Below are 14,582 nucleotides of genomic sequence, written 5' to 3' on the forward strand. Positions count from 1 at the left end.
CGTTATATCGAGGTTTTTTGCAGGCGACAACAGGCCGCGCAGGAGAGATGCAGTCCAATGTGGGAGCGAGCAAGCCCGCTCCCACAGGGAGCCGGTGCTTACAAGGTCAGCGTCAGGCGTTTTACCAAGGCGCCAGGCAGAAGGCTGGAGGCCGTGTTGCGCTGGTCGTAGGTACTGGCCGACAGCAACAGCTCCCGATCAGCGGTCAGCGCTTCCAATTGCGAACCGAGCAACTGGAAGACGCTGTCATCAAAACGCATGGTGCCGACCGGCGCCTTGATCTTGCCGTCTTCCACCCAGAACGTGGCGAAGCGCGTCATGCCGGTCAGGCGTGCCGCCGGCAGGTCGGAATAGTTCAGGTACCACAGGTTGCTGATATACAGGCCGGTGCCCAACTGCTTGAGGATATCGGCCTGGGCCAGGTTGCCTGGCGCCATTTGCAAGGCGCTGGGCGACTCATCGCTGCTGGCGCCGTTGGCGCTCAAGCCATATTCGGCGGCGCTGCGCGAATTCACCAGTTGGCCTCGCGCCTTGCCGGCGCCGATCAGGGTGACGTCCTCGCGCGGGTAGCCCTCGGTGGAAAACGCCTGGCTCAGGGAGCCGCTGATCTGCTCACCAAGCGTCACCAGCGGGCTCAGTGATTGCTCACCGGCATACAGGCGCTGCAATGAACTGCCTTTGCTGGCGATGGCCTGGGCGGAGAACCCTCCCCAGGTGATGATGCTGATGATCTCTTCCAGCGCCGCCGGGGCGAGGTAGGCACGGTACTGGCCGGGCGCCAGGTTGTGCAGCGGGCGACCGAGAAACGTCAGCTGCTCGCGCGCTTGCTGCAAGCGGGCGCTGAATTCGGCACTGTTCCAGGTGTGCCCGGCGTAGCTGGCTTTTACCGCTTCGCCATTGGCGTGGAACAGGCTGAAATCGAGGTTGAAACTATTGGCCCGATGCCAGCCGAACGCACCCTCCGAGCTGGCGAACCCACGGCTGATGGGCCCGGCTGCGTAGAAACCGACCAGGTCCACACCTTCGGCAGCCTGACTGATGTCTTGCAGCACCTGGGCCAGGTCCGGCAGTGGTCGCAGTTGTTCGTTGTGGCTTCGCCAGGCGTTGTGGTTGAGCAGCAGGTAAGGGTCCTGGGGCAGCAGTGGCAGGGTCTGGCGTAGTTGTTCCAGGCCATCGGCGAGGCGCTGGCGGTCCAGTTCCGGCTCGCCGGACAAGGTGATGCCAAGGTCCGCATGGCGACCATCGTCGATCAGCTTGAGGTTCAGGCTGGCCTGTTGCACCTGTCCGGCCTGGCGCACCTTGGCGTGGTTGAAGCGTACGAACTCGGACGCCTCATCCGCGTAGCCGAGGTGAAATTGTTCCTTGTCGGTGATGGCTTGCTTGAGCCAGTCCACCAATGCCTTGAAGTTATCCATCAGGCATCTCCCCCAAATACGTCGACGTTACTGAACACGCAGGCCGGCGATGCATGGCCGACGCGGATCACCTGGTTGGGTTCGCCTTTGCCACAGTTCGGCGTGCCCAATACCTTGAACGTGCTGGCATCGCCGACGGCGCTGAGCTTGCGCCAGAATTGCGCGGAAATCGCCCGGTAGTTAGGGTTCTTCACCACGCCCTTGAGTTCGCCGTTTTCGATCAACTGGCCCCACTCGCAGCCGAACTGGAACTTGTTGCGCGCATCGTCGATGGACCACGAACGGTTGGTCGACATGAGGATGCCGTGTTCGATGCCGCCCACCAGTTGCGCGAAGCTTTTATCGCCGGCCTCGATATTCAGGTTGGCCATGCGGTCGATGGGCGGGCGGTTCCAGCCGCAGGCGCGGCTGTTGGCGACGCCTTGCAGGTTGGCGCGAAATTGCGACAACGCACCGCCCAAGGGCTTGAGCAGCAGGCCATCGCGGATCAGGAATTGCTTGCTGGCGCGGGTGCCGTCGTCGTCGTGGCTGTAGCTGGCGAGCTGTTCGGGAATGTCCGGGTCGAAGGTCACGTTGAGCAGCGGTGAGCCGTATTGCAGATGGCCGAAGTCGCTGGCCTTCACAAAGCTGGTGCCGGCGTAATTGCGCTCGTCACCGAGGATACGGTCCAGCTCCAGCGGGTGGCCGATGGATTCGTGGATCTGCAGGATCATCTGGTCGGGCATCAACAGCAGGTCGCGTGGGCCTTGGGGCGTGTTCGGTGCGAGCAGCAATTGCAGGGCTTCGTCGGCCACCTGGCTGGCAGCGCCGACCAGGCCAAAGCGCTGGATCACGCCGGCACTGCCTTGCTGGCCGAAGTTGGTACCGCCCAGGGTGCGGGTCTGGCTGTCGTCGCCATCGAAGGCGGTGACGCTCAGGCCGGGAAAGACGAAACGCTGGGCCTGGCGCAATTGCGCGCCGGCGCTGTTGAGGTAAATCTGTTCAACCTGGGTGGTACCCAGACTGACTTCCCAGGTCACCAGGCGCTCATCCTTGGGCACGGCGGCAGACTCGTCGCCCAGCAGTTGGTAGCAATCGCTCAGGGACGGGAAGGGCTGCTCGAGGTCGGGAGACAGGTAGTCGCCGACATCACTGGAAACTGGCTGCTGGCGCAGGTCGAGCAGGGCGTGGGGCTGGATCAGCCGGGCTTGCTGTTCGGCGCGTTCAAGGGCAGCTTGCAGGCCGGCCAGGGAAATATCGTTGGTTGCGGCGTAGGCTTCCACGCCATTGAGACGCACGGTCAGCATGGCGCCTTCGTCGTGACCCAAATGTGGCGGTTCGGCGACGTTCTTGCGCACCGACAGGTACTGGCCGGATTCGCGCACGTAGCGCAGCGAGAAGAATTCAGCGCGGGTGCGCAGGGCACTGAAGTGCTTTTTGAGTATGGTGTGGTGTTCGAACATGGGGCCTTCCTTGTGGGCGGCTCAGCGCGCGGCAGACCAACAGAGTAGGCCGGGGCGGGGAGCTGATCAAGGAAAGTGTAGGGGGAGGTTTTGTGGTGTCTGTCAGGGCCTCATCGGGGGCAGGTCGAATCGTCGCACCGCCCCTCCCACACTGACTGTGTTCACAAATCCAGATGTGTAAATACAGTCAAATGTGGGAGGGGCGGTGCGACGATTCGACTTGCTCCCCATGAAGGCGCCGCGGTGTTTCAGTTACTGCGCAGTCGGCCCCACTTCACGCAACGGCTTGCCACGCACCGGCGCATCGCCTGCCACGTAGTAGTCGGCGCTGCTGCGCGGCAGTGGCTTGCGGCCACGGATCTTGTCGGCGATTTTCTCGGCGATCATGATCGTCGGCGCGTTCAAGTTGCCAGTGGTGATGATCGGCATGATCGACGCATCCACCACCCGCAGGCCCTGCATGCCATGCACGCGGCCTTCGCCATCCACCACGGCCATCTCGTCGGTGCCCATCTTGCACGAGCAGGACGGGTGGAACGCGGTTTCGGCGTGCTCGCGGATGAACTTGTCCAGTTGCTCATCGGTTTGCACTTCGATGCCCGGGCTGATTTCGCGGCCACGGTAGGGATCCAGCGCCGGCTGCTGCATGATTTCACGGGTCAGGCGGATGCCGTCGCGGAATTCCTGCCAGTCCTGCTCGGTGGCCATGTAGTTGAAGAGGATGCTCGGGTAGTCCCTTGGGTTCTTCGACTTCAATTGCACGCGGCCACGGCTAGGCGAACGCATGGAGCCCATGTGTGCCTGGAAACCGTGCTCTTTCACACCGTTGCTGCCGTTGTAGTTAATCGCCACCGGGAGGAAGTGGTACTGGATGTTCGGCCATTCGAATTCCGGACGCGAACGGATAAAGCCCCCGGCTTCGAACTGGTTGCTGGCACCGATGCCGGTGCCGTTGAACAGCCATTCGGCACCAATCGCAGGCTGGTTGTACCAGAGCAATGATGGGTACAGCGACACCGGCTGGGTGCACGCATATTGCAGGTACAGCTCAAGGTGGTCCTGCAGGTTTTCGCCGACGCCTGGCAGGTCGTGGACCACCGGGATGTCGAGGCTTTCGAGCAGTTTGGCCGGGCCGACGCCGGAGCGTTGCAGCAGTTGCGGCGAAGCGATTGCGCCGCTGCACACCAGCACTTCTTTACGCGCGCGGGCTTCGACGCGCTCTTCGGCGGCGCCGATCAGATAGCGCACGCCTACGGCTCGCTTGCCTTCGAACAACACTTTGTCGGTGAGGGCGTGGGTGACGATGGTCAGGGTCGAACGCTTTTTAGCCGTGTCCAGGTAACCGCGTGCGGTGCTGGCGCGACGGCCGTTCGGCGTGACGGTACGGTCCATCGGGCCGAAGCCTTCTTGCTGGTAACCGTTCAAGTCTTCGGTACGCGGGTAGCCGGCTTGTACGCCGGCTTCGACCATGGCGTGGAACAGCGGGTTGTTGCCCGCTTTCGGCGTGGTCACGCTGACCGGGCCTTCGCCACCGTGGTAGTCGTTGGGGCCGATGTCGCGGGTTTCGGCCTTGCGGAAATACGGCAGGCAGTCGAGGTAGGTCCAGTCTTCCAGGCCCGGCAGCTTCGCCCAGTTGTCGTAGTCCATGGCGTTGCCACGGATGTAGCACATGCCGTTGATCAGCGACGAACCACCCAGGCCCTTGCCGCGGCCGCACTCCATCCGGCGACCGTCCATGTGTGGCTCTGGATCGGTTTCATAGGCCCAGTTGTAGCGGCGGCCCTGCAGCGGGAAGGCCAGGGCGGCTGGCATCTGGGTACGGAAGTCGAGGCGGTAGTCGGGGCCACCGGCCTCCAGCAGCAAAACGGTGACACCTTCGTCTTCGGTCAGACGGGTCGCCAGGGTGTTACCGGCGGAGCCGGCACCCACAATGATGTAATCGTATTCTTGGGACATTGGATGCACCCTCTTTGAAGTCTAGTCAGGTCAGGCCTCATCGGGGGCAAGCCCCCTTCCACATTTGATCGGGTTCACACAGTCAAAGGTGGAAGGGGGTTTGGCCCGATGGCGGCCTTACAGGCAATACAAGGCTCGGCTCTTAGAACACCGAGGCGTAATCGCCCAGCTCAACCTGTACCGATTTGATGCGGGTGAAGTTGTTCAGCGAGCTGATGCCGTTCTCACGGCCCACACCGGATTGCTTGTAGCCACCGACCGGCATCTTGGCGTCGGACTCGCCCCAGGCGTTGATCCAGCAGATACCCGCTTCCAACTGATGAATCACGCGGTGGGCGCGGTTCAGGTCCTTGGTTACCAGGCCAGCAGCCAGGCCGAAGTCGGTGTCGTTGGCGCGGCGGATCACTTCTTCTTCAGTTTCATAGGTGAGGATGCTCATCACCGGGCCGAAGATTTCTTCACGGACGATGGTCATCTCGTCGGTGCAATCGGTGAACACGGTCGGGGCCACGAAGGCACCCTTGGCGAAATCGCCGTCGGTCAAGCGGTCGCCGCCGCACAGCAGGCGGGCGCCTTCTTCCTTACCTTTGGCGATATAGCCCAGCACGCTTTCCATGTGGGCGAAGCTGACCAGCGGGCCGAAGTTGGTGTTGTCGTCCTGCGGGTCACCCACACGGATGCGCGCAACGCGTTCAAGGATCTTGGCTTCAAACGCAGCCTGCAGGTGCTTGGGCACGAATACACGGGTGCCGTTGGTGCAGACCTGGCCGGAGCTGTAGAAGTTGGCCATCATCGCGATGTCGGCGGCGCGATCCAGGTCGGCATCTTCGAACACGATCAGCGGCGACTTGCCGCCCAGTTCCATGGTCACTTCCTTGAGCGATGAGCTCGAAGCGCTGGCCATGACTTTCTTGCCGGTGTCGGTGCCGCCGGTGAACGAGACTTTCTCGATGCGCGGGTGCTCGGTCAGCCAGGTGCCGACTTCACGACCGCTGCCGGTCAAGACGTTGAACACGCCCGCTGGAACGCCGGCTTCGGTGTAGATCTCGGCCAGTTTCAGGGTGGTCAGCGAAGTGACTTCGCTTGGCTTGAAGATCATCGCGTTACCGGCCGCCAGGGCCGGGGCGGACTTCCACAGGGCGATCTGGATCGGGTAGTTCCATGCGCCGATACCGGCCACTACGCCCAGCGGCTCGCGGCGGGTGTAGACGAACGAGGTGTCACGCAGCGGGATCTGCTCGCCTTCGATGGCAGGCACCAGGCCGGCGTAGTATTCCAGCACGTCGGCGCCGGTGACGATGTCGACGTACTTGGTTTCGGAGAAGGCTTTACCGGTGTCCAGGGTTTCCAGGGCGGCCAGTTCATCGTTGCGCTCGCGCAGGATGTCGACAGCACGACGCAGGATGCGCGAACGCTCCATGGCGGTCATGGCAGCCCAGACCTTCTGGCCTTTTTCAGCGCTGACCACGGCACGCTCGACGTCTTCTTTCGTGGCGCGTTGCACTTGGGCGAGAACTTCACCGTTAGCCGGGTTGATGGCTTCGAAGGTGGCATCGCTGCCAGCGTCGCTGTAGCCGCCGTCAATGTAGAGTTTTTGCAGGTCGAAACGGGCCATAAAGTCCTCGCAAGTGCATAAGTGGTTGGCGTTACCCGCCGATCAGTGGGCCATGGGGTTGTGGCAACACTGAGCGGCGGACGTTCAGGGGTTGAGCGTTTATAAGTGCTCTAACTCACCTGCTTGGCCAATTGGAAATCCATGTATTCGTAAGCGATCCGTTGCGCCTGCTCCGTGTCGAAAGCGTCTCCCGACAGGGCGCCGCGCAACCACAAACCGTCGATCAACGCCGCCAGGCCGCGGGCTGCGCTGCGAGCCTCGGACAACGGCATCGCACGGCGGAACTGGCAGCACAGGTTGGAATACAGGCGGTGATCGTTGATCCGCTGCAACCTGTGCAATGACGGGTGATGCATGCTGGTGGCCCAGAAGGCCAGCCAGGTTTTCATTGCCGGGCCGTTGACCTGGCTGGCGTCGAAGTTGCCTTCGATGATCACCTGAAGGTGTGCCCGTGGGCTGTCATCCTTCAAGGCGCGCCTGCGTTCCTGGACGTTCTCGATCAGCGCATTCATCAGGTAGCGCATGGTCGCTGCGATCAGGCCGTTCTTGTCCTGAAAGTAGTGACTGATGATGCCGTTCGAGACGCCGGCCAGACGCGCAATCAGCGCAATGCTGGCATCTCCCATCCCGACCTGATCGATGGCCGTCAAGGTGGCTTCGATCAATTGCTGGCGGCGTATGGGTTGCATACCGACCTTGGGCATGTAGCACCTCTCCTTAGGCCTGCCGATGGGCGAAGAACGTCCGTCGGCTTGAGGGCCAGTCTATTTTGTTTTGATTGAACGTTCAATCAACAAAGAATAAGATCTGCGACAAATGGTCGCTACCTACAGATGTTTCCTACCTGCTGGCCGCAACCGCTGACACCTGCAAAACCCTTGAAACAGGCCATACCAGAGCCTGATCACCGCTTCGGCGGGCTCAAGAATTTCGGGGTGTCTTTATAACACCCGTCCGTCGACTGCCGAAAAATCGATGTCCCGGGATAACCGCTGCCTTGTGTTTCTCTCTCGCACTGCCTGGAGCATCTGCGCCATGAGTTCTGCCTCTCTTATAAAGACCCCGCCGGAAAAGGTCCGGGTCAACGGTTGGGTGTTCTACACCTCCACCGCGCTGATTCTGTTGTTGACCGCCATCCTGATCATCGCCCCGCAGGAGGCCGGGCGCATGCTCGGCGTCGCCCAGGCCTGGCTTTCCAAAAGCTTTGGCTGGTACTACATGGTGGTCATCGCCGCCTACCTGGTGTTTGTGGTCGGCCTGGCGTTTTCGTCCTACGGAAAATTGAAACTGGGTAGTAAAGACGACACCCCGGACTTCAGTTACGGCGCCTGGGCCGGCATGTTGTTCTCGTCGGGCATCGGTATTTCGCTGTTGTATTTCGGTGCGTCCGAGCCGTTGGACCATTACTTCAACCCGCCCGAGGGCGCTGCGGCCAGTAATGGTGCGGCCCGCCAGGCGCTGCAACTGACCTTCCTGCACTGGGGCCTGCACGGCTGGGCGATCTATGCACTGGTCGGCCTGGCTGTTGCGTACTTTGCCTACCGTCACAATCAGCCGCTGGCCTTGCGTTCGGCGCTGTACCCACTGATGGGCGAGCGTTGGGTCAAGGGCGCGGCGGGCCACGCGGTAGACGGTTTCGGCATGTTCGTGACCCTGCTGGGCCTGGTGACCAACCTGGGGATCGGCTCGATGCAGGTGTCGTCGGGGCTGGAAAACCTGTTCGGCATGGAGCACAGCAACACCAACCTGTTGATCGTGATCATCGTAATGAGCACCGTGGCGACCATCGCCGCTGTGTCGGGTGTGGAAAACGGCATTCGCCGTCTGTCCAACCTGAATATCGTGCTGTTCAGCGGCTTGCTGATCTTTGTGCTGCTGTTCGGCCCGACCCTGCACCTGCTCAACGGCCTGGTGCAGAACACCGGTGATTACCTCAACGGCATCATCCTGAAAACCTTCGACCTCTATGTGTATGAAGGCGACGGTGCCAAGACCGAACGCTGGATGGGCCTGTGGACCCTGTTCTACTGGGCCTGGTGGATTTCCTGGGCGCCATTCGTGGGCATGTTCATCGCACGTATTTCCCGGGGTCGTACCGTGCGTGAGCTGGTGGCCGGCGTGTTGCTGATCCCGCTGGGCTTCACCTTGGCGTGGTTGTCGATCTTCGGTAACTCGGCCCTGGATCTGGTGTTGAACCATGGTGCCGTGGAGTTGGGCAAGACGGCGCTGGAACAGCCCTCCATGGCCATCTACCAACTGCTTGAGCATTACCCGGCGTCGAAAGTCGTCATCGGCGTGTCGATTTTCGTGGGCTTCGTGCTGTTCCTGACCCCGGCGGACTCCGGCGCGGTGATGATGGCTAACCTGTCCTGCAAAGGCGGCAATGTGGATGAAGATGCGCCGCACTGGTTGCGAATCTTCTGGTCGGTGGTGATCACCCTGGTGACCATCGGCCTGCTGTTTGCCGGTAACTTCGAAGCCATGCAAACCATGGTCGTGCTGGCGGGGCTGCCGTTTTCGGTGGTGCTGATCCTGTTTATGTTCGGCTTGCACAAGGCCATGCGCCAGGATGTGGCCATCGAACAGGAGCAGGCGCAATTGGCTGAGCGCGGGCGTCGTGGTTTCAGCGAGCGTCTGACAGCCCTGGACCTGCAACCGAGCCAGGCCACCGTGCAACGTTTTATGGACAAGCACGTAACGCCAGCGCTTGAAGAAGCGGCGCTTGCGCTGCGTGATCAAGGGTTGGAAGTGCAGACGCTGTTGGGCAAATCCAAGCGCTGTATCGGCGTACGCATCGAGATGCAAGAGGGCAACCCGTTTGTCTATGAAGTGAGCCTGGATGCTTACTCGTCGGCGCCCAACGACTTGCCCGAAGAAGAACGCACCCGCTACTACCGTGCCGAGGTGTACCTGCATAACGGGCCGCAGGAATATGACCTGATGGGCTTCACCCAGGAGCAAATTACCCGGGATGTGCTCGATCAGTTCGAAAGCCATCGGCAGCTCCTTGGCCGTGTCTATAGCTGATAGTCGAAGCCTGGTGGTGTCCTCACTGACACCACCTGCTCTGTGTTGAAATAGAGATTAAATGTGGGAGGGGGCTTGCTCCCGATAGCGGTGTCTCAGTAGCAGATGTACTGACTGACACACTGCATCGGGAGCAAGCCCCCTCCCACATTGACCCAGTTGCTACAGTTGGTTTTTGAGTGTCTGTCAGCCCAGATTCTTGCCTAGCAGGGCATGGTAAAGCTCACTGTCGCCCAGGATCCCCACCACCTTGTTGTTGTCATGCAGCACTAGCTTGTTCCCCGTTTGATACCGGATCTGCAACGCATCGCGCATGCCGATATTGGAGTCCACCAGGGTTGGGACCCGACCCAAATCCTCCACCGCTTGCCCTGGTGCCCAGTTCTGCAAATTCATCACCACGCCGTTCTGGCGTGCGCCCTGGATGGTGTTGCCTTCAGCCAGGTCCAGCCATGAGTCGCCGCCCGGATCCAGGCACACCGAACCATTGACCCGCGTGCAGTTATCCAGCGTGCGCATCAGGCTGCGCCCGCACAGTACGTTCAGCGGGTTGGTGTGGGCGACGAAGGTGCGCACATAGTCGTCCGCCGGGTTCAGCACGATTTCTTCCGGCACGCTGTACTGGATGATCTTGCCGTCTTTCATGATCGCGATTCGGCTGCCGAGCTTGAGCGCCTCATCGAGATCGTGGCTGACGAACACAATGGTCTTGCTCAGCTTGCGTTGCAGTTCCAGCAGTTCATCTTGCAGGCCCTGGCGAATCAGTGGGTCGAGGGCCGAGAAGGGTTCGTCCATCAGCAGGATATCGGCGTCCATCGCCAACGCGCGGGCCAGGCCGACACGCTGCTGCATGCCGCCGGACAGCTCATCGGGCTTCTTGTTGCGCCATTGGCTCAAGCCCACCAGTTCGAGCTTTTCATCCACCAGGGTGCGCCGTTCTTTTTCCGGGCGACCCTGCATTTCCAGGCCGAAGCTGATGTTCTCGCGTACCGTCAGCCAGGGCATCAGGGCAAACTTCTGGAAGACCATGGCGATGCGCTTGGTGCGCATCATTTTCAGCTCGGCGGGGGTGCAAGAGGCGATGTCTATCTGGCGCCCTTCATGCTCCACAAACAGTTGGCCACGGCTCACGGTGTTGAGGCCGTTGATGCAGCGCAACAGGCTCGACTTGCCGGAGCCCGACAGGCCCATCAGCACACAGATCTCGCCTTTCTCGATATCCAGGCTGGCGTTTTCGACGCCGACGATCTGCCCGGTCTTTTTCAGGATTTCGTTACGGCTCATGCCCTGGTCCAGCAGCTTGAGCGCCTCGCGCGGGTCTTTGGAGAAGATCACGTCGACTTTGTCGAATCGGATAATGCTCATGCATCACCCCCTACTTTAGCGTCGGGTTGTTTGCAGATACGGTCGAGCATGATGGCGAGCAGCACGATGGCCAGGCCTGCCTCAAAGCCCAAGGCGATATCGGCCGTGTTGAGTGCGTTGACCACCGGCTTGCCGAGGCCGTCGGCACCCACCAGTGCGGCAATCACCACCATCGACAACGACAGCATGATGCATTGGGTAATACCGGCGGCGATGCTCGGCATGGCGTGGGGCAGTTCAATGCGCGAGAGCAACTGGCGGCGCGAGCAGCCGAAGGCCTTGCCGGCGTCCATCAGCTCTTGCGGCACATCGCGGATACCCAGGTAGGTCAGGCGGATCGGCGCGGCGATCGCGAACACCACCGTGGAAATCAGCCCAGGCACCACACCCAGCCCGAAGAGGGTCAGGGTAGGGATGAGGTAGACGAAGGTCGGTACGGTTTGCATCAGATCGAGTACCGGCCGCATCATGGTGTAGAACATCGGCTTGTGCGCGGCAACAATGCCCAGCGGTACGCCGATGACCACGCAGACCAGGGTGGCGAACAGCACCTGTGCCAGGGTTTCCATGGTTTCCTGCCAGTACCCCAGGTTCAGGATCAGCAGGAAGGAGGCGATGACAAAGACCGTCAGGCCCCATTTACGTTGGATAAAGTGAGCCAGCAGCGCAATCAGACCGATCAATGCCAGTGGATTGAACCAGGTCAGCGCAAACGTCACGCCGTGGATCATCGTTTCCAGTGTCGATGCGATTGCGTCGAAGTAGTTGGCACCGTTTTGGGTCAACCAATCGACGAAGGCAGCGATGTACTGGCCTAGTGGGATTTTCTGTTCAGTCAGCATGGTAGTGAATGTCCACATGCGAAGGGAAAACATCCCGGACCAGCGCACCGGCCCGGGGTCAGCGGGTGCTATTTGGCGAGGTAAGCTTTAACGGCGTCGAGCCCTGGTTTGCCATCAACGGTGGTGACACCGGCGAGCCAGGTGTCGAGCACTTGCGGGTTCTTCTGCAGCCAGGCCTTGGCGGCGGCGTCTGCCTTCATCTTGTCGTCCAGGACGTTACCCATCAGGGTGCTTTCCATGTCCAGCGTGAACACCAGGTTTTTCAGCAACTGGCCGACGTTGCTGCATTCCTGGGTGTAGCCCTTGCGCGTATTGGTGTAGATGGTGGCCTGGCCGTAGTTGGGGCCGAACGAGTCGTCCCCTCCGGTCAGGTACTTCATCTTGAAGCGCGTGTTCATCGGGTGCGGTTCCCAGCCGAGGAACACGATGGCCTGGTTGCGCTTGGAGGCGCGTTCGACCTGGGAAAGCATGCCGGCTTCGCTGGACTCGACCACTTTGAACCCTGCGGTCTTGAGACCGAAGGCGTCTTTGTCGATCAGGGTCTGGATTGTGCGGTTGCCGTCGTTACCCGGCTCGATGCCATAGATCTTGCCGCCCAGCTCGTTCTTGAATTTGACAATATCGGCGAAGTCTTTCAGGCCTTTGTCGTACAGCGCCTCGGGCACCGCCAGGGTGTACTTGGCGTTCTCCAGATTGGCGCGTACGGTTTCCACGGTGCCGGCATCACGGTACTGCTTGATGTCGTTTTCCATGGTCGGCATCCAGTTGCCGAGGAAAATGTCCATGTTCTTGCCGTCAGCCAGGGACTTGTAGGTCACCGGTACCGAAATCATCGTGGTGCGCGGCTTGTAGCCCAGGCCCTTGAGGATTTCGCTGGTGGTCGCGGTAGTGACGGTGATGTCGGTCCAGCCGACATCGGAGAAGTTGACGGTCTTGCACTGTTCCGGTTCTGCAGCGTGTGCCAGGGCTGGCAGACTCAACATGGCGGCCAACAACAACGAGGGTGAAGCTTTCATAGGGCTCTCCTGTGTTTTTTCTGGCGGCGTAGGCCGCACTTTATAAGTGTTGCGGTTGGAGCGTGCGACAACAGCTCTGGCACGGTGCCTTGCAAACGAGTCGTAACTGATCATGTACCAGTGAAAATCTGACGCCTACAGGGGGCGTCGTATCCAGTACAGGGAGGGTCGCATCCAGTACCGATGACGTCGTTTACAGGTTTTTCCGAAGGTAAAACTGCTGTTTTCATCCCTCTGCACCGCAAAAAACGGCCAAAACAGGCGATCACACGCGAGCGACGCTGGTGAGCATGGATGCGTCGGTGTGAGACGCCGTGAGCGGCAATAAAAGCTTGATGATGCCGCCATCTGGGCGATCTGAGCGTAGCACCTCGTTCAAGCCCGGCCCGTGCTTATCGAGGAGTTATACGTTAATGGCTATCAGCGTTTTCGACCTGTTCAAGATCGGCATCGGGCCATCGAGTTCTCATACCGTCGGCCCCATGCGCGCCGCGGCGCTGTTCGTCCAGGCATTGCGTGAACGTGACTTGCTGGAACAGGTGCGGCGTGTCGAGGTTCAGCTCTACGGCTCGCTGTCGGCCACCGGCATCGGCCATGGCAGCGACACCGCCACCATCATGGGCCTGATGGGCGAGTGGCCCGATGCGATCGACCCATCGCAGATCGGCGTGCGCATCCACACTTTGCGCGAAACCGACACTCTACTGCTCGACGGCCGCCTGCCGGTGCCTTTTGTATGGGCGCGGGACATGCGCCTGCTCGACGAAAACCTGCCATTCCATCCCAATGCCATGACCCTGGTGGTATGGGGCGATGACGGCGAACTGCACCGTGATACCTACTATTCGGTCGGCGGTGGGTTTGTGGTGGATGAGGCCCAGGCCCAGAGCGGGGTGGCGGACATGGATCGCACTGAACTGCCCTACGATTTCTCCAGCGCAGTGGAGCTGTTGCAGCTGTGCAAGACCCATAACCTGCGCGTCGCCGAGCTGATGCTGGCGAATGAAAAAACCTGGCGTTCCGAAGAGGAAATCCGCAGTGGCCTGATGAAGCTCTGGCGCGCCATGCAGGATTGCGTGGAGCAGGGCCTCAAGCACGAAGGCATCCTCCCCGGCGGCTTGAACGTGCGCCGCCGCGCGGCCAAGTTGCACCGCAGCTTGCAGGAACTGGGCAAACCCAATGTGATCGGCTCGACCCTGAGCGCCATGGAATGGGTGAACCTGTTCGCCCTGGCGGTCAACGAAGAGAACGCTGCCGGCGGGCGCATGGTCACGGCACCGACTAATGGCGCGGCGGGGATCATTCCGGCGGTGCTGCACTACTTCATGAAATTCAGTGAGGAAGTCACCGAAGCCAACGTGGTCGACTATATGCTCGGCGCGGCGGCGGTGGGCATTCTATGCAAGAAGAACGCCTCGATCTCCGGTGCTGAAGTCGGCTGTCAGGGCGAGGTCGGTTCCGCCTGTGCCATGGCTGCGGCCGGCTTGGCCGAGATTCTCGGCGCCACACCTGAGCAGGTGTGCAACGCCGCTGAAATCGGCCTGGAACACAACCTCGGCCTGACCTGCGACCCGGTGGGCGGGCTGGTGCAGGTACCGTGCATCGAGCGTAATGCGATTGCGGCGGTCAAGGCGATCAACGCGGCGCAAATGGCCCTGCGTGGCGATGGCCAGCACTTTATTTCCCTGGACCGGGTGATCCGCACCATGCGCGATACCGGCGCGGATATGCATGACAAGTACAAAGAGACCTCGCGGGGTGGGTTGGCGGTGAGTGCTGTTGAGTGCTGAGACCGAGTCGCCTGCATCGGGAGCAAGCCCCCTCCCACATTTTTGACCACATTCTCATGTTGGAACTCGGTCAAGTGTGGGAGGGGGCTTGCTCCCGGTAGCGGTGGTCCGGTC

10 protein-coding genes are annotated in these 14,582 nt (G+C 60.8%); 2 read left to right on the forward strand and 8 right to left on the reverse strand.

The window, feature by feature from the left end:
• Positions 1-98 precede the first annotated feature (98 nt).
• The 5 genes from KVH01_RS07260 to betI form a co-directional block, all read right to left on the reverse strand.
• Entirely contained in the window at positions 99-1,415 is a 1,317-nt protein-coding gene (locus tag KVH01_RS07260; RefSeq protein ID WP_217880904.1) for a TldD/PmbA family protein, read from the reverse strand.
• Positions 1,415-2,857: a TldD/PmbA family protein gene (locus KVH01_RS07265; RefSeq protein ID WP_217880905.1), complete on the reverse strand. Its 1,443-nt coding sequence runs from the start codon at positions 2,855-2,857 to the stop codon at positions 1,415-1,417. The genes KVH01_RS07260 and KVH01_RS07265 overlap by 1 nt, the downstream gene beginning before the upstream one ends.
• A gap of 252 nt (positions 2,858-3,109) precedes the next feature.
• A complete protein-coding gene (gene betA / locus KVH01_RS07270; protein ID WP_043046183.1) occupies positions 3,110-4,813 on the reverse strand; it encodes a choline dehydrogenase in 1,704 nt (567 codons plus the stop codon).
• 142 nt (positions 4,814-4,955) lie between these two features.
• Positions 4,956-6,428 (reverse strand): betaine-aldehyde dehydrogenase, encoded by a 1,473-nt coding sequence (gene betB, locus KVH01_RS07275; protein ID WP_043046181.1) that lies wholly within the window; start codon positions 6,426-6,428, stop codon positions 4,956-4,958.
• Positions 6,429-6,538: 110 nt separating this feature from the next.
• Positions 6,539-7,132, reverse strand: coding sequence for a transcriptional regulator BetI (gene betI / locus KVH01_RS07280; RefSeq protein WP_043046178.1), 594 nt, complete (start codon positions 7,130-7,132; stop codon positions 6,539-6,541).
• Positions 7,133-7,520: 388 nt separating this feature from the next.
• On the opposite strand from betI, the gene KVH01_RS07285 reads away from it, so the two are divergent.
• The gene (locus KVH01_RS07285) at positions 7,521-9,455 is read left to right on the forward strand and encodes a BCCT family transporter (protein ID WP_235387791.1); all 1,935 of its coding nucleotides are present in this window, start codon (positions 7,521-7,523) and stop codon (positions 9,453-9,455) included.
• A gap of 186 nt (positions 9,456-9,641) precedes the next feature.
• On the opposite strand, the gene choV is transcribed toward KVH01_RS07285, so the two are convergent.
• From choV to KVH01_RS07300, 3 genes are all read right to left on the reverse strand, one after another.
• A complete protein-coding gene (gene choV, locus KVH01_RS07290; RefSeq protein WP_043046175.1) occupies positions 9,642-10,820 on the reverse strand; it encodes a choline ABC transporter ATP-binding protein in 1,179 nt (392 codons plus the stop codon).
• Positions 10,817-11,662 (reverse strand): choline ABC transporter permease subunit, encoded by an 846-nt coding sequence (gene choW, locus KVH01_RS07295; protein ID WP_043046173.1) that lies wholly within the window; start codon positions 11,660-11,662, stop codon positions 10,817-10,819. Before choW ends, choV begins: the two co-directional genes overlap by 4 nt.
• A gap of 68 nt (positions 11,663-11,730) precedes the next feature.
• Positions 11,731-12,678, reverse strand: coding sequence for a choline ABC transporter substrate-binding protein (locus tag KVH01_RS07300; RefSeq protein ID WP_217880906.1), 948 nt, complete (start codon positions 12,676-12,678; stop codon positions 11,731-11,733).
• Between the two features lie 413 nt (positions 12,679-13,091).
• Here KVH01_RS07300 and KVH01_RS07305 point away from each other — a divergent pair, with 413 nt between their 5' ends.
• Positions 13,092-14,468, forward strand: coding sequence for an L-serine ammonia-lyase (locus KVH01_RS07305; RefSeq protein WP_043046169.1), 1,377 nt, complete (start codon positions 13,092-13,094; stop codon positions 14,466-14,468).
• Positions 14,469-14,582 lie beyond the last annotated feature (114 nt).

The organism is Pseudomonas khavaziana, from assembly GCF_019145205.1.
Taxonomy (GTDB): Bacteria; Pseudomonadota; Gammaproteobacteria; order Pseudomonadales; family Pseudomonadaceae; genus Aquipseudomonas; species Aquipseudomonas khavaziana.

Excerpts from the sequence above, each read along its gene's own strand:
- KVH01_RS07260 (WP_217880904.1), bottom strand. The coding sequence starts at position 1,415 with ATGGATAACTTCAAGGCATTGGTGGACTGGCTCAAGCAAGCCATCACC.
- KVH01_RS07265 (WP_217880905.1), bottom strand. The coding sequence starts at position 2,857 with ATGTTCGAACACCACACCATACTCAAAAAGCACTTCAGTGCCCTGCGC.
- betA (WP_043046183.1), bottom strand. The coding sequence starts at position 4,813 with ATGTCCCAAGAATACGATTACATCATTGTGGGTGCCGGCTCCGCCGGT.
- betB (WP_043046181.1), bottom strand. The coding sequence starts at position 6,428 with ATGGCCCGTTTCGACCTGCAAAAACTCTACATTGACGGCGGCTACAGC.
- betI (WP_043046178.1), bottom strand. The coding sequence starts at position 7,132 with ATGCCCAAGGTCGGTATGCAACCCATACGCCGCCAGCAATTGATCGAA.
- choV (WP_043046175.1), bottom strand. The coding sequence starts at position 10,820 with ATGAGCATTATCCGATTCGACAAAGTCGACGTGATCTTCTCCAAAGAC.
- choW (WP_043046173.1), bottom strand. The coding sequence starts at position 11,662 with ATGCTGACTGAACAGAAAATCCCACTAGGCCAGTACATCGCTGCCTTC.
- KVH01_RS07300 (WP_217880906.1), bottom strand. The coding sequence starts at position 12,678 with ATGAAAGCTTCACCCTCGTTGTTGTTGGCCGCCATGTTGAGTCTGCCA.
- KVH01_RS07305 (WP_043046169.1), top strand. The coding sequence starts at position 13,092 with ATGGCTATCAGCGTTTTCGACCTGTTCAAGATCGGCATCGGGCCATCG.